The organism is Psychrobacter sp. P11G3, assembly GCF_001435845.1.
Taxonomy (GTDB): domain Bacteria; phylum Pseudomonadota; class Gammaproteobacteria; order Pseudomonadales; family Moraxellaceae; genus Psychrobacter.
On record NZ_CM003596.1, the window covers coordinates 3,219,972 to 3,243,885 of the forward strand.

The following is a 23,914-nucleotide window of genomic DNA, read 5'->3' on the forward strand; positions in this document are numbered from 1 at the left end:
GTATTATTTATCAACGCGCAAATGTCGTATTTTATTGCTGGTGTAGATACTATTTACTGTTATATGATGAGCAAATGCTCTTATGCTTTGTCTTATTTGACTTGAGTTTACAGTTTATCTAAAGCTTTTTGGAAGTTTCAATTACAGCTAGATATTCCAATAAATTCAAATCCATATCAGACATTTAAGGTCAGAAAGAGCATTGGCAATAAAAGGATTTTATTGATCATATAAAGCTCGGTGATTGCTGTTTTCTACGGCTTTATACACACCAACTAACCATGGATGGATAAGCTTATGAGCATTGATATGCTTAATCAGCGTGTGCCTAGGCTCGCGCTACTCACAGTGGCAGTCTCTCTAGGACTATCTGGTTGTTTCGGAGACAACGATAACAATTCAACGTTCGACCCACCAACTTACTCAGCAGATATTCAGCGTACTGAGTTCGGTATACCACATATTACAGCCAATGATTATAAAGGTTTAGGTTACGGCGTAGGTTATGCTTTTGCCGAAGACAACATCTGCTCACTGGCGCGTGAAATCGTCGTGGCCAGTGGTCAAAGTATGCTGTACCTAGGCGATGAAGGCGATGTGGCAAGCGACATATTTTATACTTGGTATAACTCCCCAGAGAGACGTGCTAGTTTCTTAGCCGCTCAGGACCCCGAGACTATTGATGCTGTCACAGGCTACGCTGCTGGCTATAGCCGGTATCTACGTGATACAGGTGTTGATAATATCAATCCTGACTGTGCTGGTGCCGAATGGGTACGTGAGATTACGATTGATGACTTGTTAACTGTCTACGGCAAAGCAAACTTGCGCGGCGGCTTGTCTAATTTTGTTAAACCGATCGTGGCAGCAGCACCTCCTGCTCAGAATACGATTATGAACAGCAGTAGAATGCGTACTGTCAGCCCAGAGCCAGCAGTGGAGTTTGATGACTCTACAATCAATGCGATGAAAGGCGGTAGTAATGCTTATGCATTTGGCAGCGAGGTAACAGGTACGGAAAGTGGTATCTTGTATGGTAATCCGCACGAACCATGGGAAGGGGTGCAACGCTTTTATGAGTTTCATTTAACCTTACCAGGTGAGATTGACGTAATGGGTTCTGCTCAACAAGGCCAACCATTCATCAATATCGGTTTCAACAAGGATGTGGCTTGGAGTCATACAGTCTCTACAGCCAAACGATTTACCCTTTATCAGCTTAGCTTGGTGAATGGTAATCCTATGAAATACAATTATCAAAATAGTGAAGGTGTATTTGAGCAGCGTGATATTGAACAAGTCGATGTGACCATTCAATTACCAAATAATCAAACGTTGGTTCGTCCTATCTATTTATCACAGTATGGGCCTATGCTGAATGTAAAGGCACTGAACGGTCAACTACCTAACTGGGGTGATAATAACCTAGCTTATACCATTCGCGATGCTGCATCTGAGAATCCACGTGCCTTGAATCAATGGCGCAGCATGAATAAAGCAACCAGTGTTGAAGATTTGGTCGATAGAATGCAGGATACGCTTGGTCTGGGCTTCGTCAATACTATTGCCACTGATCGCTACGGCAAAGCTCTATATGCCGATATCTCAACCGTACCGCATGTCACTAAACAACAGCTAGAATCTTGTAGTGCCAATGCTGGCCCGTTCCTTGGCGCATTGATTGCATCAGACTTGCCAGCACTCAATGGTGCTACCGCTGCCTGTGAATGGGGCAATGATGAGGACTCACCACAAGCAGGTATTTTTGGACGCTCAAACCTACCTTTCTTAATCCGTGATGACTACGTCGCCAACTCAAATGACAGCTATTGGTTGAGCAATCCAAAACAACCACTGACTGGATTCTCACCGCTCCTACGTCGTCGCTTATCACCATTTTTGGGCGCTAATGCAGTAGATGGTGTGCCACTACTCATGCGTTCACGTATGGGTCTGACGCAGATTTCAGATCGATTGAGCAATAAAGACCAACTTGGAGGAAATACCTTTAATTTAGATAATATGCAAGACGTCGTTTATGGCAACCGCAGCTATGTTGCTGAGCTTGTATTAGATGATGTATTAGCAGATTGCCGAGCCAATTCTACCTTGCCTTTGACAAGTGGTGGCACCATCGATGCTGCTCAAGCCTGTGATGTTCTAAGTAATTGGGACCGCCGTAATAACCTTGATAGTAAAGGCGCTCATGTATTTAGAGAGTTTTGGCGTAAGGTCAACTTTACGGAAACGACGGATGATGCATTTAGCATAAAATTCGATATCAATGACCCTGTCAACACACCTCGTGGTCTTATCATTAATGATGGCACACGCAAAGCTTTAGGAGATGCTATTACTTACTTTAATGAAAAGAATATAGCGCTTGATGCGTCTTTAGCAGACTTACAATATGTCATCGATGCGGGTAATAACGATGAGAAGATTCCTATGCATGGTGGATTAGGACGTGAAGGTATCTTTAACGTTGCTCAAAGTCCTGGATTAAATGAAGATGGTACTTATCAGCCAATCACCAATGGCCCTACATACATGCAGACGGTTACTTTTGACAGTAAAGGCCCAATCGTAGAGGCGTTATTGGCTTATTCTCAAGCGTCAGACAGCACTCGACCTTATCATCGTGATCAGACACGTCGTTACTCAGCTAAAGACTGGATACGCTTACCTTTTAGCAAAACTGAAGTCAGCGATCAGGCTGTTGGTAATACTATTCAGCTAAGAGAATAGCTTTAACAGAAAGATAGATATAAAAGTATAAGTAAAAAAACCTCAGCGTCGTTCTGAGGTTTTTTTATGTGTAAATAACGCTCTATTTTAATATTTAAGAATACCCACCGACCACCCCACTGCTAATAGGGATTTGTTATACTATCTACTATACATTTAGCGATACATACTGCTGCCGATGACGTATTCAAATCTTATTATCGATCAGTCATAAAATTGAAAAATAAATACCAAATCTGAAGTCATTGATAATATAAAAACCAGCAGTATCTAGAGTAAAAACGAGGAATATCGCATGACAGACTATTCAGAACAGAACACTCAGCAGCCCTACAACCGTGCGGACGAGCCGCCCACGACTGTGCGCCCTGTTACGCAACCTGACAACCCTTATGCCAGTACACGCGGCAGCATTACTAGCAAGCAGCTACCAGCATTTGATGAGGCAATCATCAATAAGTACAATCGCTCAGGGCCACGTTATACCTCTTATCCGACTGCTTTAGAATTTACTCCAATACCGGATAGCTTTGAGGCTATCGGTCTTGAGACAAAAATCCTGCAGAGTCGCGAAGCGCGTGCTCCCTTATCATTATATTTTCACATACCGTTTTGCCGCCACCTTTGCTACTACTGTGCTTGCAACAAGATCATTACCAAAAAAAATAGTGATTCTGGCGATTACTTGCAGTATTTAATCGCTGAAATTACGCATAAGCGCCGCTTGTTATCTACGCCAGAAGGCAGCGACAAACCATTGGTCAAACAGCTACATTTAGGCGGTGGTACACCAACGTTTTTGCGTGATGAAGAGATGGTGCAATTATGGGAGTTTTTACAGACTCAATTTGAGTTCTTACCAGAAGATGAAGGCGATTATTCTATCGAAATTGATCCTCGCGAGCTGAGTGAAAACACCTTACAGATATTACGTAATCTCGGTTTCAACCGTATCAGCTTAGGTGTACAAGATTTAGATGAAACCGTGCAAATTGCCGTTAATCGTGTGCATTCCGCAGAGCTTATTGAAAGCGTGCTAACAGAAGCACGTGAGCTTGGTTTTCGCTCTATCAATATTGATTTGATTTATGGTTTACCGCATCAAACGCCTGATACTTTGGACAAAACCGTAAATCGTATCATCGAGATGTCGCCAGATCGCCTGTCAGTCTTTAACTATGCGCATTTGCCTGAACGATTTAAAGCCCAGCGTCAGATAAAAGATGAAGACTTGCCTAGCCCAGCTGCCAAACTGACGATGCTCGGCAATACTGTCAACACATTGACCGAAGCTGGCTATCAATATATCGGGATCGATCACTTTGCCAAACCTAATGACGAGTTGGCTATTGCCCAGCGCGAAGGTAAACTACATCGTAATTTTCAGGGTTACACCATCATGGGAGATTGTGACTTATTAGGTTTTGGTGTCTCATCAATCAGTCAGATTTCTAATGCCAATACGCGCTATATTTTGCAAAACGATACTGATCTACAGAGCTATCAAGCCAAGATTGATATGGCGAAAATCAATCCAACTGTCATGCCTGCGGTAAAGTACATAAAAACCTCTATCAAAGACCGCTTGCGTGAATATGCCATCATGAACCTACTGTGTCATGATTACCTCGATTTTAAAGATGTGAATCAAAAGTTTGGTATCGATGCCATCACCTACTTTATTAATGAGATACAGCAGTTAGGCGCTATGCAAGACGATAGATTGATTGATATGGATGCAGCAGGTATTCGTGTCTTACCCAGAGGTCGCTTGCTTGGCCGTAACGTCGCCATGGTATTTGATGAATACTTGGACAAGAAACACCAAAACCGCTTTTCAAAAGTTATCTAAGTTAGCGAGTCATTCGTCCAATTAATAGACATAAAAAAGACCTCAAACGAGGTCTTTTTTTAACAGTGCTATGATTTCTTACACTTTTAATTTATCACCGACCATACCTTTTACGGTACTTAAAATATCAGCAGGTAACACCACCATTTTGGAGTTGTCAGATTCAGCCAGCTCTCGTATCGCTTTGATATATTGCTCACCAAGCAAGTATACAATCGGCATCTCTTCCTCGCCCATCGCACTGGTAATCAAACGAATCGACTCTTCAGAACCTCTGGCTAGTACGACCTGCGCTTCAGCATCACGGCGTGACGCTTCCAAGCGACCATCCGCTTCTAAGATAGCAGCTTGCTTTTGACCATCAGCACGGGTCACGGTCGCACGGCGTAAACGCTCTGCCGCTGCTTGCTCTTCCATAGATGCTTGCATGGTTTGCGAAGGATTAATATCTTGAATCTCTACTGTCTTAAGGGTAATACCCCAATCTGCGATATCTTCTGAAATCGCATGTTTGAGCTTGGTTTTGATCTCGTCGCGACTAGACAATGCACTATCAAGATCCATTTCACCAATAATCGAACGTAGCGATGTTTGCACCAGATTACGGATACCGTATTCATAATCTTCAATACCATAGACCGCTTTGTCAGGACGCACGATATTAATATACGCGACAGCGTTTGCAATGATAACGACGTTGTCACGAGTAATGACTTCTTGTGACGGAATATCGAGTACGATGTCCTTGGTCGTTACTTTATAAGCCACATCATCTACATAAGGGATGATGAGGTTAAGCCCAGGCTCTAGCGTTTGGCTATACTTACCCAGTCGCTGCACTACCCATTTATAACCTTGCGGTACTATACGTACGCCTTTAAACACGGTGAATACCACCAGTGCAATCAATACCACCATGACAATACTAAAGCTTTCCATAACTCATCCCTTATTATTATACCTGCATACTTTTATGCATTGCTGCCTGCGCTTTTGTACTGCTCACAATCAGCTCATTACCAACAATATCAGTCACTACTACCCTATCGCCGATTGCCACTTGCTCCCCTCTCGTACGGCACATCCATTCAGCCGCACCAACGATAGGAACACTAAACCTAACTGTGCCAGCTTTATCTAGCTGCGGTGACACGATAATCATCCCTACCTCACCAACTATGACACTACCGCCTAGCCCAGCTTTGGTACGATCTACTGACAACGGTTTGATAAATTTAAACCAAGCTAGCAAAAACACAGCAGAGAGCACTAACCAGACGATAATCTGAACAGAGACAGAAATAGGCAATAGCCATGATAGCGCTGCAACGATGATGGCAGCGGCGCCAAACCACAAACTGGCAAACGTCGGTACAAACATCTCAACGATTAGTAATAAGAAGCCCAATACTAACCAATGCCAAGGTTCAATCATCCAAAGTATCTCCATCCTTGCCACCATTCCTATCTTTATCATTCCAGTTTTTAATGTAGCACATTTTTAAGGATAACAACGCTTTAACGATAATGATATATTATCGGTGAGCTACTTATAAATTATTACCTTAAAAACTTCATCATAAATTTTAAGCAAAAAAAAACGACCACTTAAAGTGATCGTTTTTTAGCTAAGATTCAAGGCTTAGAATTTGTAATGTGCACCTAATGTAATACCATTAGAGTCTAAATCATCGCCTTCATCTTCGATGGTAGGATAAAAGTTGTACATAGCTTCGATGCTTGCTACAGGAGTAATATTGTATCCAATGCCTAAACCACCGGCCAACCCTGTATCAGAATAGCTATAGCTTTCGTTTTCGCTAGCGTCAAATTTATTTGTGTAGTCTCCATCGATTTTACTCTTTGCGATACCTAAACGACCTTTAGCATACAAGGCTGTGTTTGGAAAAGCATAATCATAAGTACCATACAAGCCATATACCTCAGCGTTGTATTCAGATTTCTCAAAGCTATCATTGAACGCGTCAGCATCACCAGTGGTTAGATATTCAGCTTCAACACCAAGGTTTGGAGTAAACTTGTAGCCACCGTAAACACCGTATGATACTGCATCATCATCTACGTCATCTGGGCTATATTGACCAATTTTAGCACCAGCGTACGATTGGCCAGCACCAAAGGAGATTGCTGCTTGTGCACTCATTGTCACTACTGAACCGAAGATTGCTGCGATTAAAGCCTTTTGTAGATTTTTCATAGATTGTTCTCAATTTTAGGTTTAGTAGAAAAACAACTTTCTAGTTATCAGATTTTACTGAACTATTTTTCACTAAATAGCAGTGTTAGTATCATACCAAACTGTTTGATAAAGTAAACATATGTTTTATATAATTTTAAGCGAAAAAAAACGACCACTTAAAGTGATCGTTTCTTTATTATAGCTGTTTAGCTAAAAACTTGTTTTCTAAGTAATTAGAATTTTAGCTGTGCGCCAACAGTCATAAGATCTGTATCATCGCCTAGCATATCGTATTCAGCTTCAACACTGAAGTCAGAGTTTACTGCATAACCAAGACCTACGCCGCCAGCAAGGTTAGTATCGTCTTTTGAACCGTCGTATAAACCTAAAGTAGTATTAGATGCTTCTACTTCAGTTTTCGCAACACCTAGTTTACCTTTTGCATATAGACCACTGTTTGGGAATGCATAACGGTAAGTACCATAGGCGCCATATGTTTTAGCATCGATGTCACCGCCTCTATAATCGGCATCATCTGAACCTACATATTCTGCTTCTACACCGAAGTTAGGATCAAAGTTATAACCAGCAGTTACACCATATGCAGTTGGATCATCAGCGCCATCGATATCTAGATCGAATTGACCAACTTTAGCAGCGACATATGGCTGACCTGTGTAGCCGTTGCCATAGTTAACAGCGGCTTGTGCACCTACAGAAAGTAAAGAACCAGTTGCTAGTGCAAGTATTGTTTTTTGTAGAGTTTTCATTATTAGCTCCTTGAAAGAAATTTGGACAAACAAGTTATTTATTTGTTTATATTGGCCTTGTGGCCCTATCGCCTTGTCTGCTAACGATGAATACATAGTAACAAACTATTTCAGACACTCTGTCAGTGTTTAATGGTACGAAAGTTAAGATTTGAAAGTATTCATCAGTGTATGGGTTACAAAGGCTTAGATATGAAACCTTTTGTTACATCCACCCAGTTTATGCAATAATCCGTACTCATTTCACAGTTTTCTTGCTATAAAAATCAGCTAAATATGACTGATATAACAATAATTAGAGAGAAAAAATGCAAAATTCTATCACTGAGCGTTTGCAAAGCGCACTTGCAGACTTAAAAGCAAAGCAGCAGTATCGTCAATTACCAAATCTAAAGCATGATGGACGATATGTGATTAGCAATGGTAAGGCTTTACTCAATATTGCGAGTAATGATTATCTTGGTTTAGGTGGCGATACCGAGATGCAAGCTGAATTTCTAGCTCAAGTGGGACAGCTATCTACTACACACACTCCTAAAATGAGTGCCACTTCCTCACGCCTACTGACAGGCAACGATATACAGTTAGAAGCTCTAGAAGAAGAACTGCAAAACTGGTATCAAAGCGCCATAAAGAAACAGAGTTCAACCAACTCCAAATCTGTATTGGTATTGAACAGTGGCTATCACGCCAACCTAGGTATCTTGCCAGCATTGACAGCTTTGCCAGTCAAAACACTCATTTTGGCTGACAAGCTAGTACATGCTAGCATTATCGATGGGATGCGCCTGAGCCAAAGCAAACTTGTTACCTATCGTCGTTACCGTCATAACGATTACGAGCATTTAGCCAAGTTTATTGAACAAGTAGACGAGACGGTCGAACGCATCATTATTGTCACCGAGAGTATATTTAGTATGGATGGTGACCGTGCTGATTTGCCTCAACTAGTACAATTAAAATCCAAAGATGCTCGTATTGAGCTGTATGTCGATGAAGCACATGCTGTTGGAGTGCTTGGCGATACAGGTTTAGGGTTGGCGGAAGAAACAAATACCTTGGCGGATATTGACTACTTGGTGGGTACCTTTGGTAAAGCATTTGCTTCAATTGGTGCTTATATCATGTGTGATGAGGTCGTCAAACAATGGCTAATTAATGCCATGCGTCCACTGATTTTCAGCACTGCACTTCCTCCTATCAATCACGCATGGACACGATTTATCTTAGCCAAAATGCCAACCTTAACCGACCAACGTATGCATTTAGCGCAATTGTCTATCACACTGAGCCAAGCTATCGACCCACAACACCGTGTATCACCTACTGCTCAACATATCAGTTACGACTCTCCTATCATTCCTTATATATTGGGCGATAATGCGCGTGCGCTTGCCAAAGCCCAGCAGTTACAGGCAGCAGGATTTTACGCGCTGCCTATCAGGCCGCCTACTGTACCTGCAAACACTGCCCGTATTCGCTTAGTTATGAATGCCAAACTGACTAACGAAGACTGCGAGCGATTGATACAGCAGTTGTAACTTTATCGTTTGACACAAACTTTATTTCTACTATTGATAGATAACTGGCGCACTTGGACATAATAAAGCCTATGACAACATTCGACACAGCTGATGACCTCAGTGTTAGAAAACAAACCATCGCTCGCCACTTTGCCAATGCAAGTGACTATGATCAACATGCCAATGTTCAACAGATCGTTTGTCATTATTTATTAGACAGTATTGCTCATATCAAGCAAAGCAGTGTGCTAGAAGTGGGTGCAGGCACAGGTCAAATGACGCGCCTACTCGCTGAGCATATTCAAAGCCAGCACTGGCTTATCAATGAGTTATGTAGTGAGCAGACGGCTACATTGCAATCAATACTGCCAACTGCTGACGTAATGATTGGTGATGCTGAAACGATAGATTTAGCAGAAAATCATAGCTTGATAGTTAGTGCCAATGCCGTGCAATGGTTTGATAGTCCGTTGAGTTTCGTCACGCAATCCGCGCAGCGTCTACAACCTGGAGGACAACTGGTCTTTAGTACTTTTACGCCAAATAACTTTTTGCAAATTAAAACTCTTACTGGCCAAGGGCTTTACTATCCAGATATTGATAAATGGCAATTGGCATTAGATAGTGCTGGCTTTAAGAATATCGAACTCTCAATTCAGCGCTTCGATTTACCATTTCCTACTCCCTACGCTATTTTAAAGCATATGAAACTCACTGGCGTATCGACCAATCAAACTCAGGTTACGTCAGATGATACTCAAACCTTTATATGGACAAAATCGCGTCTACAGCAATTTGAGTCAGACTATTGGCAGCAATTCTCAGGAAAGGATGAAACAGGACAGCTCGTGGTTAATTTAACCTATGAAGTGCTCATAGTGAGCGCGTTTAAACTATAAGCACGTACCTTATTAATAAAAACAATAGCTAGCAGAAACAGTAGCCGTTAGAAAAAACAGCCATAAAAAAACGCACCCCGAAGGATGCGTTTTTTTAATTTAACTAGTTATCGATTTGTATCGACTATACCATTTTCAAAAACTTGAGTAGCAAGGAAAACGAGCGTAAGTACTACATTGGGTAGACTAAGCAAGTTTGACGCAGCTGATCGCGTTTTTGAATTTGGTATTATTTTTTGTCTTCGTCTACTTCAGTGAACTCAGCATCAACGACGTCGTCATCAGCTTTGTTGCTACCAGCATCGTCAGCACCTTGTTGGAACTGGCTTGGATCCATACCTTCTGCACCAGCGCCGCTATCAGCGTAAATTTTCTGGCTGATTGGCAAGAATGCATTGTCTAATGCTTCAAGCTTAGCTTTGATTTCGTCATGGTCATCTTCTTTCGCTGCTGCTTCAAGCTCAGTGATAGCAGATTCTACTGTTGATTTTTCTTCATCAGTGACTTTATCTTCTGCTTCTTTTAGCGCTTTTTGTACGGCATGAATACGACCATCTGCTTCGTTACGAACTTGCGCTAGGTTAGCGAACTTCTCATCTTCAGCAGCATTGGCTTCTGCATCGCGAACCATTTGTTCGACTTCTTCGTCCGACAAACCAGAATCCGCTTTGATTTGGATACTTTGTGCTTTACCAGTACCTTTATCGGTTGCAGAGATGTTCATGATGCCATCAGCATTGATGTCAAAAGACACTTCGATTTGCGGTAGGCCACGTGGTGCTGGTGGGATATCCGTTAAGTCAAAACGACCAAGCATTTTGTTTTGGTTAGCGATTTTACGCTCACCTTGATATACCTGAATCGTTACTGCTGGCTGGTTGTCTTCAGCAGTTGAGAATACCTGTGATTTCTTAGTAGGAATCATGGTGTTTTTCTCGATAACTGGCGTCATGACACCACCCATCGTTTCGATACCTAGGGTCAATGGCGTTACATCAAGTAGCAATACGTCAGTTTTGTCACCAGACAATACGGCACCTTGAATCGCTGCACCAGCTGCAACTGCTTCATCAGGGTTCACGTCTTTACGTGGCTCTTGACCGAAGAAGTCTTGTACTTTTTGCTGTACTAGTGGCATACGAGTCTGACCACCAACCAAGATTACATCGTTGATGTCGCCAATTTTTAGGCCAGCATCTTCAAGTGCAGTCTTACAAGGACCCATTGTACGTTGTACTAATTCTTCAGTTAGGCTCTCTAGTTTCGAGCGGCTGATAGTAACAACCAAATGCTTAGGACCACTGCTATCAGCAGTGATATATGGCAAGTTTACTTCAGTGCTTTGTGCACTTGATAGCTCAATCTTCGCTTTTTCTGCCGCTTCTTTTAGACGCTGCATCGCAAGAGAGTCACCTTTTAGGTTCACGTCTTGTTCTTTTTTGAATTCAGCAACTAAGAAATCAATCAATGCTGAGTCAAAGTCTTCACCACCTAGGAAAGTATCACCGTTGGTCGCTAGTACTTCGAATTGTTGCTCACCATCTACGTCTGCGATTTCGATGATTGAGATATCGAAAGTACCACCACCTAAGTCATATACAGCAACAGTGCTATCGCCTTGCTTCTTGTCCATACCATAAGCAAGTGCAGCAGCAGTTGGCTCATTGATGATACGTTTTACATCAAGACCAGCGATTTTACCCGCATCTTTAGTTGCTTGACGCTGTGAGTCATTGAAGTAAGCAGGTACAGTTACAACTGCTTCAGTCACGCTCTCACCAAGATAATCTTCTGCTGTTTTTTTCATTTTTTTCAAGATTTCAGCAGAAACCTGTGGTGGCGCAAGTTTTTTACCGTTGATTTCTACCCATGCATCGCCGTTGTCTGCTTTAGCGATTTTGTAAGGAACCATGCCGATATCTTTTTGCACGACTTTGTCATCGAAACGACGACCGATCAAACGCTTAATCGCAAACAAAGTGTTGCTTGGATTAGTTACTGCTTGACGCTTAGCTGACTGACCAACAAGCGTTTCGTCATCTTTATAAGCGACGATTGATGGTGTTGTACGAGTACCTTCAGCATTTTCGATGACTTTAACTTTGTCACCTTCCATTACTGCTACACACGAGTTAGTAGTACCTAGATCAATACCAATTACTTTACCCATAATCAATTGCTCCTAATTTGTTTTTAACTATAAATACTTATTTATCCAGACCGTAGTCGGTCACTTGTTGCTATATATCGGTTTACCCGTCGTATTTTTCAAGGCGATAATCACGCAAAAACTGTGTTTCATGTCATTTTTTGTGAAAAACCTTCATATTAGTAAGGTTTAGCCCTAAAAATATTACTGACCAACACGAACCATGGCCGGACGTAATAGACGACCGTTTAGGCTATAGCCTTTTTGTAAGACCGTACCCACTGTATCTGCCGCTGCTTCTGGGTCAATACCCACTGCTTCATGGAAGTCAGCGTTGAATTTTTCGCCTTGTGGATCGACCACTTCTACGCCGTTTTTGGTCAATACTGCAACCAATGCTTTGTGCGTTAATTGCACACCCTCAGCGACTGGATCATTGGCATCGGCATTTTCGATAGCACGCTCTAAGTTGTCAACGATGTCTAACAATTCTTTAGCAAATTTCTGTAGTGCGAATTTTTTGCTCTTATCCGCTTCTTGCTCCATGCGTTTTTGCGCATTGTAAGCTTCAGCATTAGCGCGTGCAGTACCTTCTTTGGCTTGTTTTACTTCGCCTTCTAGCTCAGCAATACGCGCTTTGAAAGTATCAAGGTTGATTTCGTTTTCGATAGTCGTTTCTTCACCTGAATTATTCTGTGGATCAAACTCTTTCATGGTTTCTTCTAAGATACTGTCATTGTGATCAATATTCTCATGTGCCACATTTTGGTCAAGATTTTCGTGGTTCGGGTTTTGCTCGCTCATGATAGCTCCTTGGAATTTCAATAATGAAGATTAAGAGACGGCACAGTAGACCGAATAATTACTGGTCCTACTATGCCATTATTAAATGCTCGATGTTTCTGACTCATTGTTTTTTTAATACGCTTCAATAGCTGCTTGATAAAGGTGATGAAGACAAATTTCAAGCCTAGAGCAAAGGAATTTTTACCATTTATGACAAATATTCGTGAAGTGTCATTAATACGATGCGTCAAACATTTTTGTTCCATGTCAATAAATCTCAATATTCACTCACAAAAAGAACAAAAAACCGCTATTTACTCCAATTGCTTTACGCTTATTAATCAAGCTATTACCAAACGATACGCTATTATTCTGCTAGCTATTTTATCATTGCTATAAATATTATCGCCCACACTCAAATGCACGCTAAAAATCATTTATGAGAGCTGTTATGTCTAATTCAAAAAATTTATCTATCAATACTTTGCTTAATAAAGCATTGATGACATTGCACTTAGCGTCAAAAGAGCCATCAAATCAAGATGCGCAAGCGTATGACTCATTAGAAAAACGTCTGAGCGTTAAAGAGAAAATACTCGCTTATAACCCTGTAGCAAACTACCAGCCGCATACATTGCATTATGCAATGAAAAGTCTGGGCTACTTACCAGACCCTATTTTGGAAGGTGTAATTGGTTACCTTAAAGGCCCTAATTCAAAACAGTATCTGCATGCAAATGCTCATCTACGTCTCATCCTTGCAGTAAATAGTTACCTCAAAACGCCGTTAGAACTAACCCCAATGCTGGAATTGCGTGAGAGATTTACTGCTGATGCGGTAGCCATGCAATCACCTAGAGTATGGCAACAAGCCAATACGACTATGCTAAGCAATATAAAGCCCTTCACTAAAAAAAGTGACTCACCTGTTAGTTGGAAAGATGAAACGATTGCCAATGCGGATGATGGCGACATGACTGTTCGTTGCTATAAAGCAGGCGGCAAAAAGTCTGGTTTTAGAAGAAAACGTATTCATAATCCTGATGAAACAGTCATGCTGTTCTTTCATGGTGGCGGGTTCTGCATTGGTGATGTCGATACACATCATGAGTTCTGTCATGCGGTCTGTGAGCAAACTGGCTGGTCTGTGGTTAGTGTCGATTATCGCTTAGCACCTGAATGTCCTGCTCCCGCAGCATTAAAAGACTGTATCACTGCGTATGCCTGGTTGGTTGAGCACTGTCACAAATTAGGTGCGTTACCTTCTCGTATCGTATTGGCTGGTGATAGCGCAGGTGGTGGTTTATCAACTTTAATTGCGCAGCAGCTGACCGCACCGAGCAAAAGCGCATGGGCAGACCTAGGGTTAGATGGTCAGAAAATGTTTAATCTATTAGAAAAACTACCCGAACCTCTAGCGCAGATGCCTTTATATCCAGTCACTGATATTGAGACAGACTATCCAAGTTGGGAGCTATATGGCGAAGGCCTACTATTAGATCATGCTGATGTAGCAGTATTTGATGCTGCTTGCTTGGAAAACAGTCCGCTGCCTCGCTTACACATACTGAACTCACCTATGCTGGGTGATAATAGTAAAGTTTGCCCAACTTACATTGTAGCTTCCGAGCTCGATGTATTACGTGATGAGGCATTTGCGTATGCAAAGCAGCTGAAAGGTTACGGCGTTGCTGTAGAGACCTATACTGTGCTTGGTGCACCGCATGGCTTTATTCACTTTATGAGTGTCCATCAAGGTCTTGGACAAGAGACAAACAATATTATTCATGGTTTTAGCAGCTTTGTACGTGAAATCATCAGTACACAATCCCAGTTAGCTGCATAGACCATTTTCTAACTAACTATTGATTTGTATAACTAACTAATTTGTATTGCCAGATAGTGTAATCAACCAAATCTCTGAGCGCGATCCCAATCGAAACGGAATACCCCAAAAACCATAGCCAGAGGACACGACGAAGTGTCCTTTACCAATCTGCTCATAGCCATAACCCAAACGATTAATAGCATTTACGATGAAATTAGCGGGGAATACTTGACCGTTGTGAGTATGTCCCGAGATTTGTAAATCTATAGGTAATTGACTGTGATTATCTATATCACTCGGTCTATGGTCTAACAATATCACTGGCTGCGACGTATCTACTTGCGCAAGCAGATCGGTAGTTGCTATACGTTGACGTTTATGATTATCAAAACGTCCAACTAGCCATACTGGTTGACCCTCATGCTCGATACAGAGCACCTCATCGTTCAACAGTTGTATACCTGCATTTTGCAGCGCTTCGCTAATAGGTCGCTCATGACCATATAAGTCATGATTACCCAATGTCGCATAGACACCACGTGGCAGACTATTGCACAATTCTGCTAGGTTTTGCTCCATATGACATTCATTAAAGGCATCTGTATTATCATCCATAATATCCCCTGGCATCAGCAGCATATCTGCACCAGAGCGAATCATAAGTTGTTGCAATCTATCTATGGCTCTCACACCAAACAATCGACCTATATGCAAATCACTAGCGACTGCAATGCGTAGTGGCTTGGTTAAAGGTTTATCTATCTTAATAGACAACTTGCGTATGACAGGCGCATAGGCACTATATAACGAATAAATAAATAGTCCTATAAATAGGAGTAGCGCTAGTGCTCTTAGCGCTATAAACATCTCATTCGATTGGTGCAACGTACTGTCTGATAAAGAAATTACTAGTAGATACCCTCCGTAAAGTAGACTCACTGCCAACGCCGTCAGTATCATAAAATGCATGACTAGCATCCACCCACTAATCCAACGATAACTGTTAGCAAATGCTCTTTTTACGCTCAATACTAATAGGCCATTAGTAATAATAAATACACTGGCCCATATCGTTGTCTGTAATGTTGGCGTTATCCAAGGCTGGAGCCACCACTGTATACTTAATACTGTACCCAGACTGAACAGCTGTAATAGCAAAAATATAGTGAAGAAAAATGCGTAACGCATGGACTGCCCTTAGACATAAATACGGTTCAGTAATTAATTATCAGAAGATGGTTCGTAATGTTTCACATGAAACAACTGCTATATAACTATTTCTGATTTTCTAATGCGTGCTGGAGTGTCAAGTGTTTGAACGAATAACCTGCATCCAATAGCGCTTGTGGCAGCACCTTTTGACCATCAATAAGTAAGGTCGACATTTCACCAAACATCAGCTTGAGCAAAAACTCTGGCAAAGTAAAAAAAGTTGGGCGATGTAGCCACGAGCCAAGTGCTTTGGTAAAAGTATGATTGGTCACAGGATTCGGAGCAGTAAGGTTATATACGACTGCATTTATATTATTTGCCGTACCGCTTGCAGTCTTGATAGTGCTGTCACTAATAGGTGCATTATCTTGCGCTAAGCTTTCGATGTGATTAACGTCTGATTCTTTAGTAAGTTTAAGCTGCTGCTCGATAATAAAGATAACCGCACTAACCCAATCTTCACGGCTGATCCAGCTCATGATTTGCTGTCCATTACCCAACTGACCACCGACACCAAATTTAAAGGGTAGTAATAATTTAGCCACCATACCACCTTCAGGATGGATGACTACACCTGTTCTGACGATAGCTACAGGAACATCGTGATCGGTTGCTTTAAGTGCTAATTGCTCCCATTCATCACATAATGTATGAGCAAAATCCGTCTCATAATCGCTGTTTTCAGTCAGTGGCTTGTCGCCCTGCGTACCATACCAACCGATTGCTGATCCGCTCACCAGTAACTTGGGTTTGGTGCTAGCACGTGCGATAAAATCCAATATCGACTGAGTAGGTTTGATACGGCTCGCCATCAACTGTTCTTTACGCTCATCGCTCCAACGAGAGTCAGCAATCCCTGCGCCTGCTAAATTTAATATGACATCAAAGCTCATATCAGACGTTACCAGCTCGTCATAAGTCATCATATTGATATCATCGGGATGTGGTTGACCGCTATCACGAGTTAGCCAAGTAATCGACACGTCGTTATTTTGCGCGCGAGACCGTGCCATTAGCTCTCGACTAAACGCACTTCCCAAGAACCCTGAACCGCCACTAATCAAAACCTTCATATCCTACTCCCTATATGCCTCAAATATCATCACTATGACTTATCTTTGAGTTACTTATTGCTGAAGTACTTATCGTTCAATAAAAACTAGACCGTTATAACCATCGTCTGCTTTTTTGTGGTTTTTATCAAAACGACTTTTACATGCTTTTGGTAAAGGAAGGTGAGCAAATAGGCAAGCTAGCAAATGGTTAATCTATGAATGCTGAAGTAAATAAGGTACAGCGACACCCATCACTTTGCATTGCAAGCAATCGCATCTGAGAAATTTAAGAGTTTTTATAGAGAGAGCTATCGAACGACAAAACCTGTCGTTGCGTCACGAATTTGGCTAGGTAATGTATAACCTAACGTATCGCCCTGCAAATAACCAATTTGCTCATTAAAATAAGCATAGGCGGTATCAAAAGTGCTAGCAGGCGTTTGCCCTGATGGGTTACAGCTTGTAGAAACCAATAGACCAAATGGATTCTCTTCACTGACCAGCTGTTGGCAAAGCTGACGAACTGTAGGATGCGAGATAACTCGAACAGCAATAGTCTGATGCTGACCGATAATCCAAGTAGGTACAGTGCTCGCAAGCGGCTGAGGAATCGGTAATAACCAAGTATGTGCTTGACGACTGTCCTTTTCATCTCCGCTATCGTCTGTCTGCCAACTATCAACAACCTGCTGGCGCTGAACATCATCTAAAGAGGCTAGCAAAGGTGCTAAGCGAGACACACTATCAGTGACGACTATCATGCCTTTGGCTTGTGGACGTTGTTTGATATCCAAAATACGCTGAACAGCTGCTTGGTCATAAGGATCGCAACCAATACCCCAAACGCTTTCTGTGGGGTACGCGAGCAGTTGCCCTTCTTTTAGCCACTTAGCGGCTTGGATAGCAGAATCAGTAATAAGGGGTGTAGGTTGGCTCATGACTTAAATGGTTCGTAGAAGTAAATTCTAATAATACCACAAGAGAGATATTATCTAGGAGAGTCTACAACTAAGGGCTATCTATGCCAGTGTCCAATAAGGAATATTTACGATACTTTAAACGCGTAAATATCGTCCACCTTGTTCGCTGATGAGACCCATTAACTCAAGCTCCATTAGCTGACCAATCAACTGCGGCGGTGCAAGCTTGGTTGCACTAATAAGCGCATCTAAATCTTGCCCATGCCAGTCAAGCTGCTCATAGATTGCAGCTAAATGCTCAGGCACAATGACTGTGCTGCGCGCAGGCTTTATCTCAGAGGATGGTTGCTGGCTAGTAGATTTGATTGATTTTTTCTCTATCTCAAACGCATCGGAAGTCTGAGTGATATTCGAGTGATTGCTATTGAAATTAGTAACATTCGCTGTTCTATAAGCGCCTTTATCATAGTCAAGCTGACCATTGACGTCTTCTAGTACTTGCTGAGGATGATAAACCAAGGTCGCGCCTTCACGTATCAAATGATGGCAACCCTCTGCATTACTATTGTCAATATGACTGGGAATGGCAAAGACCTGTTTACCTTGCTCAGACGTGAGACGTGCTGTGATAAGCGAGCCGCTCTTGATTGTCGCTTCCGTCACAATGGTCGCAAGACTCAGCCCAGCCACCAAACGATTGCGACGCGGAAAAGTATGTTTATGCGGCTGAGTGTGTGGTAATAGCTCACTGATGATGCAGCCACCTTGCTCAACAATTTGAGTAAATAATTGATCCCGATGATTAGGATAGTTCACATCGATCCCCGTACCCATTACACCAACTGTCCGTCCCTGATAGTCAGGGTCTGCCTGCGCTAATGCACCTAAATGTGCGCGTTTATCTACACCCATAGCCAGACCGCTAGTAACGATATAACCTGCTTGCGCTAAGTACTGCGCCATATCAAACGTGATTTTTTGCGCATGCGCGGTGGGTTTGCGGCTACCTACTATAGCGATTTGTGCTTGATGCAGGCGTGCGCTATTCCCACGATAAAATAATAATGGCGGCGGGTCGTAGATTTGTGAGAGTTGGGCAGGATAATCGGTGTCATCAGCGAATAGTAAACCATAACGCCCATCTATCAATGCTTGCTGAATCTTATCGATATTGGCGAGTGTTTGCTCTGGCTGTTCATGACGTTTGAGATGGGTATGATGAATACCTAGCTGCTTCCATGCCTCTACTTTGGCTTGCCAAGCAAGCTGCGGATAACCAAAAGAAGTGATCAGTTTGTGATAAGCAGATAAAGACGCATTCACCTCGTACCACAGCGCTAAGATAGCGCGCTGATCGTCGGATAAAGAAGAGGTGACTGCCGTCATTGTCATCTGTCTCGTATAGGCAAGCTTAGATTAGTATTTAGTTTAATATATTGCTTAATAAAACCTTATAGCTATTTATAAATAAGGAGGTGGTAATAACTGATCGCCAATATTAAGTGGCAGCTCAGAATCAAGTACATAAGCATAGCTGATGTGGTCAAAGGTATTAAAAACCATCACCATACCGCTAGGCTCGTTTGGTAGACGGACTGGTGTGTCATTGTCCTTAGTATCACGTACCAAAGGCCCTTTTTGATAAACCGTTAGCACATCACCTGGCTTAGCACCTTGTAAGCTACCCAAATTGATGGCGACCACACTACCCTTCGCAGCCGAGCTGATAGAGTCCATGACACGCACGATCATACCGCCGCGACTGACACTTGCAGGCGTTGGATAAAAGACAGGAGGAATAGCGTTGTCTAACTCTACAAACACTCGATCCCCTTCACGCACTTCTTTGCCATAGCTATCGATAAGCTGCAAGCTAGTCACACCATTACTTTCTGTAGAAGTAACAAGACCAGTCGCTACTTGTGTAACTTCTAAGCCTATCACTTCTTGCGTTTTAGGATCCACATATAGCTCACCCTCACGGTAAACGCCGTAACGCTGGCCTACGATAAGCGGTACGCCTTTAGCATAGACCTTATCACCACGCGCAGTAATTAAGTTACGGTTTTTAGAAGCTAAAATATAAGGTGTGGTATTAAAGTCTTGAGGATTAACGATAAGCGTTTTATCAAGCCAATGCTGAATAGCTGACCACGGAATAGGAGGAATGCTATTGGCCGTCGAGGTAATCGCGACCGTACTCGTACTGACACTTCCAGTAAGCTGTTTTTCAACGCCAGCACAGCCTTCACCAGTATCAACGCCAATCAGCGTTTTTCCTTGAATCACACAAAGGATAAGAACGTCATTGGGGTAGATAAGGTTTGGATTTTTGATTTGCTTATTGGTTGCCCAAATTTCTTTCCAGCGCCAAGGACTGTCTAGATAGCGACCTGAAATATCCCATAAGGTATCGCCTTTTTTAACGATATAACGATTGGGCGCATCAGCTTTGATAGTTGGCGGCGGATTGTTAGCTTGAGCCGTGCTCATCAACATGGCACTACTAAACGTCGTCATTAACAGTGCTTTTGCTATCTTTTTTAAGCTCATCTTCATCGTTATATCCACAATATGTACCACTGTGTTCGACGCAAAGAACTATCCTTAATTTATTACTGTAAAATCTTTTGGATTAATAAAAGATCAAATTTATCAGTAACTTGTTAATAAAATTCTCATGGCGATTATAGGGTAACTGTTCAGTGTAATTGGCTAGAATAATTCCTAAAAAGCGCCTAGCACGATGATGACTTGCTGACGCTGTTTCTAATATTACAATTATATCTACCATAACACAATCATAAACACTTTATTACAATGGTGTAACTTTCACGCGGATACTTTTCTTTGTTAATGATAAGCATAAAGACCATAATTACTTAAGTAAGATTCGGCGTAACATGTTGGCGGATTTGTTCAGCGACCAATTCTGCCTTGTTATCCAGTACCACTACATGCTGCGGTAAACTCTCTAACCCTTCAGTATGCGCTGGACGAGCGATATCTATCTGACCGATAGCCTCAACTATAGTATCTGCAAATTTAACGGGTAATGCCGTCTCTGCACAAACGATGATTTCGCCATCTAACTGTAGCTCTTTGGCGACTTTAATGCCGTCTGCAGTATGTGGATCAACCAATTCACCATGCTGTTCATAAAGCGCTTTGATAGTCTGCAAGCGGTCGCTATGAGTAGATTTACCAGCAGCAAAACCGTAACGGCTATTAACCGCTTCCATCAACTCAGATAAGTCAAAGCCTCGACCTGATTTTACGCCATCGAATAACTCATGAACGCGTGCGCTGTCTTTTTCTAATAGTAAATAAACGAAACGCTCAAAGTTAGACGCTTTTGAAATATCCATAGACGGACTAGAGGTTACGTAGGTTTTTTCAGTCGGACGCGGCTGATAAGCACCTTGATTAAAGAAGTCATTCAACACGTCATTTTCATTGGTTGCGACAATTAAGCGGTCAATTGGCAGTCCCATTTCACGCGCGATATGACCAGCACAGATATTACCGAAGTTACCTGATGGTACGCTAAAGCTGACTTTTTCATCGTTGCTCGCCGTAACCGCAAAGTAAGCTTTAAAGTAATAAACAATCTGCGCTAGGATACGACCCCAGTTGATAGAGTTTACCGTGCCTAAATTATAAGCCGCCTTAAACTCAGCATCTTGCTGTAGCGCTTTAACGATATCCTGGCAATCATCAAACATACCATCGATAGCGATATTGTGAATATTAGCATCCGTCAAGCTATACATCTGCGCACGCTGGAACTCACTCATCTTGCCATGTGGTGACAACATAAAGACTTCGACATTTTCTTTGCCACGTAGTGCATATTCCGCCGCACTACCTGTGTCACCACTGGTGGCACCAATGATAGTAATACGCGCGTCTTTTTTCTTAAGCACATACTCAAAGGCATTGCCCAAAAACTGCATGGCGACATCTTTAAATGCCAATGTAGGACCGTTTGATAGTCCTAGGATATATAAATTGTCTTCAAGTTTGCGGACAGGAACAATCTCGTCAGAGCCAAACACCTCAGTGGTATAAGTGCGTTCAATGATATCTTGCAAATCAGCCACAGGAATATCAGTGGCAAAACGCTGCATAATCGCCATTGCAAGCTTTGGATAGCTGAGCGTACGCCATTCATCAAGGGTTGCACTATCGATATTTGGATAATGCTCAGGCAACATCAAACCACCGTCTGGGGCAAGACCCATCAAAAGCACATCACTAAAATCCATCGGCGCTGTCTGACCACGGGTACTGATATATTTCATTAGATTGTCCTGTCTACAATAATGTTATTCAATAATTAAAACGGTTTATTCAGCAGTTTTTTGTAGCAATGCATAATAAAAACCATCACCACTCGCGCTATCAATGGGTAAGCACTGACGACCGATTGCTTGTTCGATACCCCAGTTGCAATCTTCAGTAAACTCGATCACTACTGCGTCATTATGATGAGTGATAAAGTCCTGCATTTGCTCGACGTTCTCTTGCTTTAAGATAGAACAGGTCACGTACAGCAGATAACCACCAGCTTTAAGTTGTGGCCATAAGTTATGCAAGATGTCTGCTTGCAACAGTGCCGTTTGCTCGATATCTTCTTCGGTACGTAGGATACTGATATCAGGATGACGGCGAATCACGCCAGTCGCAGTACAAGGAGAGTCCAATAATATCGCATCAAACACGGGTTCATTGGTAGCCGCTTTTTTATTTTTGCCATGCTGCCATCTGGTTGCATCTGCACAGACGATATTAAGCGCGACACTTTTCTCTGCTTTCTGTAGATCATGCTGACTTAAATTTAGGCGCTGTAAATTCTCACGAATACGCTCGATACGTGGTGCTTCGTTATCGATAGCCGTTACCTTGATATCAGTAGTCACAGGCGACGTTTCAGGTGATATTTGATTATTGTCTTGTTTCACGTGAAACAATGATGATTCGTCATTAGCGCTTATAAGCTCCAACCAATGAGCAAGCTTGCCACCAGGTGCCGCACAAGCATCTAGAATATGTAGCTCATTATTCGTATTTTCCGTATCAGATTTTTCAGCACTAAGCTTAGCCATTAATGCTTTATTGATAATCGGTGCAGCTAACTGAGCATGCATATCTTGTACGCTAGCCGTTCCTAAAGCGAAATCAGGCAAAGCATTAACGGCAGTGCTTTGATGTAGTCTAAGACCTTTGGTTGATAGCGTGGTAGAAGTGGCAGACTCTGATGAGCTTGCTACCTTAAAGCCAGTCGTTAGCTCAACGATATCTGCATCAATTTCTGTGCCATCCAATGCATGCTGATAATCTTCTACCGAAGTAACCGCAGAATTCACTCGTAAAAACATCGGTGCCGCTTGGCGTAAGCCTTGTGTCAGCTCATCATACTGCTCGCTCCAATCTTGCTTAAGCTGATAAGCGAGCCAATTCGGCAGACTATGCTTTTTATCGCACTTCTTACGGAATTTGCTTGGATTCTTAGCGACTTTACGCAAAATAGCATTTACTAAACCAGTCGAATGAGCGAACTCAATTTCTTTTGCTGCTTCAACGGTTTCATGAATTGCAGCATGGTCAGCCACTTCTAAATATAGCAACTGTACTAAGCCGACTTGAATAGTGGTACGCACTTCAACTTCGTCGATAGGGTTGTCTGCTAAGCTATCGAGCAAACGTGCCAGCGCGTGCCATTGGCGCAATGTCGTGAGCAGTAACGCATGAGCAAAGCCTTTGTCACCATCATGTAGACTATTCAATAATGGATCAAGGACGCTTGAGAGCGACTGACCATTTTGAATAGCCAGTAAGGTACGAATCACACGCACGCGTACGCTGCCATTCATAATAAGATTGCTTGATGGTTTGAGCTTATTGTTTCTAGGCGCAGTACTGTTTTGTCTCATTAAATTTCATTTCCTTGACGTATAATCGATAGCGTC

At 42.3% G+C, this 23,914-nt stretch carries 18 protein-coding genes; 5 read left to right on the forward strand and 13 right to left on the reverse strand.

The window, feature by feature from the left end:
• Positions 1–297 precede the first annotated feature (297 nt).
• Both AK824_RS13075 and hemN read left to right on the forward strand, forming a co-directional pair.
• Positions 298–2,748, forward strand: coding sequence for a penicillin acylase family protein (locus AK824_RS13075; protein ID WP_057762200.1), 2,451 nt, complete (start codon positions 298–300; stop codon positions 2,746–2,748).
• 295 nt (positions 2,749–3,043) lie between these two features.
• Complete coding sequence (gene hemN, locus AK824_RS13080; RefSeq protein WP_057762201.1) at positions 3,044–4,600, forward strand: oxygen-independent coproporphyrinogen III oxidase; 1,557 nt, start codon at positions 3,044–3,046, stop codon at positions 4,598–4,600.
• Between the two features lie 78 nt (positions 4,601–4,678).
• Here hemN and AK824_RS13085 read toward each other — a convergent pair whose 3' ends face one another.
• The 4 genes from AK824_RS13085 to AK824_RS13100 form a co-directional block, all read right to left on the reverse strand.
• A complete protein-coding gene (locus tag AK824_RS13085) occupies positions 4,679–5,539 on the reverse strand; it encodes an SPFH domain-containing protein (RefSeq protein ID WP_057762202.1) in 861 nt (286 codons plus the stop codon).
• A 16-nt stretch (positions 5,540–5,555) separates the two neighbouring features.
• Positions 5,556–6,050, reverse strand: coding sequence for an NfeD family protein (locus AK824_RS13090; RefSeq protein ID WP_227511172.1), 495 nt, complete (start codon positions 6,048–6,050; stop codon positions 5,556–5,558).
• A gap of 192 nt (positions 6,051–6,242) precedes the next feature.
• Complete coding sequence (locus tag AK824_RS13095) at positions 6,243–6,818, reverse strand: porin family protein (RefSeq protein WP_057762205.1); 576 nt, start codon at positions 6,816–6,818, stop codon at positions 6,243–6,245.
• A 215-nt stretch (positions 6,819–7,033) separates the two neighbouring features.
• Positions 7,034–7,570 carry a porin family protein gene (locus AK824_RS13100; RefSeq protein WP_057762208.1) on the reverse strand — a complete coding sequence of 179 codons (537 nt, stop codon included), beginning with the start codon at positions 7,568–7,570 and terminating at the stop codon, positions 7,034–7,036.
• Between the two features lie 308 nt (positions 7,571–7,878).
• On the opposite strand from AK824_RS13100, the gene AK824_RS13105 reads away from it, so the two are divergent.
• The gene (locus AK824_RS13105; RefSeq protein ID WP_057762210.1) at positions 7,879–9,111 is read left to right on the forward strand and encodes an 8-amino-7-oxononanoate synthase; all 1,233 of its coding nucleotides are present in this window, start codon (positions 7,879–7,881) and stop codon (positions 9,109–9,111) included.
• Between the two features lie 71 nt (positions 9,112–9,182).
• Complete coding sequence (locus tag AK824_RS13110) at positions 9,183–9,992, forward strand: methyltransferase domain-containing protein (protein ID WP_057762212.1); 810 nt, start codon at positions 9,183–9,185, stop codon at positions 9,990–9,992.
• Positions 9,993–10,221: 229 nt separating this feature from the next.
• Here AK824_RS13110 and dnaK read toward each other — a convergent pair whose 3' ends face one another.
• Complete coding sequence (dnaK, locus tag AK824_RS13115) at positions 10,222–12,162, reverse strand: molecular chaperone DnaK (protein ID WP_057762214.1); 1,941 nt, start codon at positions 12,160–12,162, stop codon at positions 10,222–10,224.
• A 183-nt stretch (positions 12,163–12,345) separates the two neighbouring features.
• Entirely contained in the window at positions 12,346–12,945 is a 600-nt protein-coding gene (gene grpE, locus AK824_RS13120; RefSeq protein WP_057762215.1) for a nucleotide exchange factor GrpE, read from the reverse strand.
• A gap of 433 nt (positions 12,946–13,378) precedes the next feature.
• Between grpE and AK824_RS13125 the strand changes: the two genes are divergently transcribed.
• Positions 13,379–14,773 carry an alpha/beta hydrolase gene (locus AK824_RS13125; RefSeq protein ID WP_057762217.1) on the forward strand — a complete coding sequence of 465 codons (1,395 nt, stop codon included), beginning with the start codon at positions 13,379–13,381 and terminating at the stop codon, positions 14,771–14,773.
• Between the two features lie 36 nt (positions 14,774–14,809).
• Here AK824_RS13125 and AK824_RS13130 read toward each other — a convergent pair whose 3' ends face one another.
• The 7 genes from AK824_RS13130 to AK824_RS13160 all read right to left on the reverse strand — a co-directional run bounded on the left by AK824_RS13130 (position 14,810) and on the right by AK824_RS13160 (position 23,878).
• A complete protein-coding gene (locus tag AK824_RS13130) occupies positions 14,810–15,943 on the reverse strand; it encodes a metallophosphoesterase (RefSeq protein WP_057762219.1) in 1,134 nt (377 codons plus the stop codon).
• An 86-nt stretch (positions 15,944–16,029) separates the two neighbouring features.
• Complete coding sequence (locus tag AK824_RS13135) at positions 16,030–17,040, reverse strand: TIGR01777 family oxidoreductase (RefSeq protein ID WP_057762221.1); 1,011 nt, start codon at positions 17,038–17,040, stop codon at positions 16,030–16,032.
• A gap of 290 nt (positions 17,041–17,330) precedes the next feature.
• On the reverse strand, positions 17,331–17,960 hold the full coding sequence (locus AK824_RS13140; protein ID WP_057762223.1) for an L-threonylcarbamoyladenylate synthase: 630 nt from the start codon (positions 17,958–17,960) through the stop codon (positions 17,331–17,333).
• 117 nt (positions 17,961–18,077) lie between these two features.
• Entirely contained in the window at positions 18,078–19,328 is a 1,251-nt protein-coding gene (dprA, locus tag AK824_RS13145; protein ID WP_057762690.1) for a DNA-processing protein DprA, read from the reverse strand.
• 75 nt (positions 19,329–19,403) lie between these two features.
• Positions 19,404–20,501 (reverse strand): LysM peptidoglycan-binding domain-containing protein, encoded by a 1,098-nt coding sequence (locus tag AK824_RS13150; protein ID WP_057762225.1) that lies wholly within the window; start codon positions 20,499–20,501, stop codon positions 19,404–19,406.
• A 323-nt stretch (positions 20,502–20,824) separates the two neighbouring features.
• Positions 20,825–22,246, reverse strand: coding sequence for a threonine synthase (gene thrC, locus AK824_RS13155; RefSeq protein ID WP_057762227.1), 1,422 nt, complete (start codon positions 22,244–22,246; stop codon positions 20,825–20,827).
• 45 nt (positions 22,247–22,291) lie between these two features.
• Positions 22,292–23,878, reverse strand: a complete 1,587-nt coding sequence (locus tag AK824_RS13160) for a transcription antitermination factor NusB (RefSeq protein WP_057762230.1) — start codon at positions 23,876–23,878, stop codon at positions 22,292–22,294.
• Positions 23,879–23,914 lie beyond the last annotated feature (36 nt).

Excerpts from the sequence above, each read along its gene's own strand:
- AK824_RS13075 (WP_057762200.1), top strand. The coding sequence starts at position 298 with ATGAGCATTGATATGCTTAATCAGCGTGTGCCTAGGCTCGCGCTACTC.
- hemN (WP_057762201.1), top strand. The coding sequence starts at position 3,044 with ATGACAGACTATTCAGAACAGAACACTCAGCAGCCCTACAACCGTGCG.
- AK824_RS13085 (WP_057762202.1), bottom strand. The coding sequence starts at position 5,539 with ATGGAAAGCTTTAGTATTGTCATGGTGGTATTGATTGCACTGGTGGTA.
- AK824_RS13090 (WP_227511172.1), bottom strand. The coding sequence starts at position 6,050 with ATGGAGATACTTTGGATGATTGAACCTTGGCATTGGTTAGTATTGGGC.
- AK824_RS13095 (WP_057762205.1), bottom strand. The coding sequence starts at position 6,818 with ATGAAAAATCTACAAAAGGCTTTAATCGCAGCAATCTTCGGTTCAGTA.
- AK824_RS13100 (WP_057762208.1), bottom strand. The coding sequence starts at position 7,570 with ATGAAAACTCTACAAAAAACAATACTTGCACTAGCAACTGGTTCTTTA.
- AK824_RS13105 (WP_057762210.1), top strand. The coding sequence starts at position 7,879 with ATGCAAAATTCTATCACTGAGCGTTTGCAAAGCGCACTTGCAGACTTA.
- AK824_RS13110 (WP_057762212.1), top strand. The coding sequence starts at position 9,183 with ATGACAACATTCGACACAGCTGATGACCTCAGTGTTAGAAAACAAACC.
- dnaK (WP_057762214.1), bottom strand. The coding sequence starts at position 12,162 with ATGGGTAAAGTAATTGGTATTGATCTAGGTACTACTAACTCGTGTGTA.
- grpE (WP_057762215.1), bottom strand. The coding sequence starts at position 12,945 with ATGAGCGAGCAAAACCCGAACCACGAAAATCTTGACCAAAATGTGGCA.
- AK824_RS13125 (WP_057762217.1), top strand. The coding sequence starts at position 13,379 with ATGTCTAATTCAAAAAATTTATCTATCAATACTTTGCTTAATAAAGCA.
- AK824_RS13130 (WP_057762219.1), bottom strand. The coding sequence starts at position 15,943 with ATGCGTTACGCATTTTTCTTCACTATATTTTTGCTATTACAGCTGTTC.
- AK824_RS13135 (WP_057762221.1), bottom strand. The coding sequence starts at position 17,040 with ATGAAGGTTTTGATTAGTGGCGGTTCAGGGTTCTTGGGAAGTGCGTTT.
- AK824_RS13140 (WP_057762223.1), bottom strand. The coding sequence starts at position 17,960 with ATGAGCCAACCTACACCCCTTATTACTGATTCTGCTATCCAAGCCGCT.
- dprA (WP_057762690.1), bottom strand. The coding sequence starts at position 19,328 with ATGACGGCAGTCACCTCTTCTTTATCCGACGATCAGCGCGCTATCTTA.
- AK824_RS13150 (WP_057762225.1), bottom strand. The coding sequence starts at position 20,501 with ATGAAGATGAGCTTAAAAAAGATAGCAAAAGCACTGTTAATGACGACG.
- thrC (WP_057762227.1), bottom strand. The coding sequence starts at position 22,246 with ATGAAATATATCAGTACCCGTGGTCAGACAGCGCCGATGGATTTTAGT.
- AK824_RS13160 (WP_057762230.1), bottom strand. The coding sequence starts at position 23,878 with ATGAGACAAAACAGTACTGCGCCTAGAAACAATAAGCTCAAACCATCA.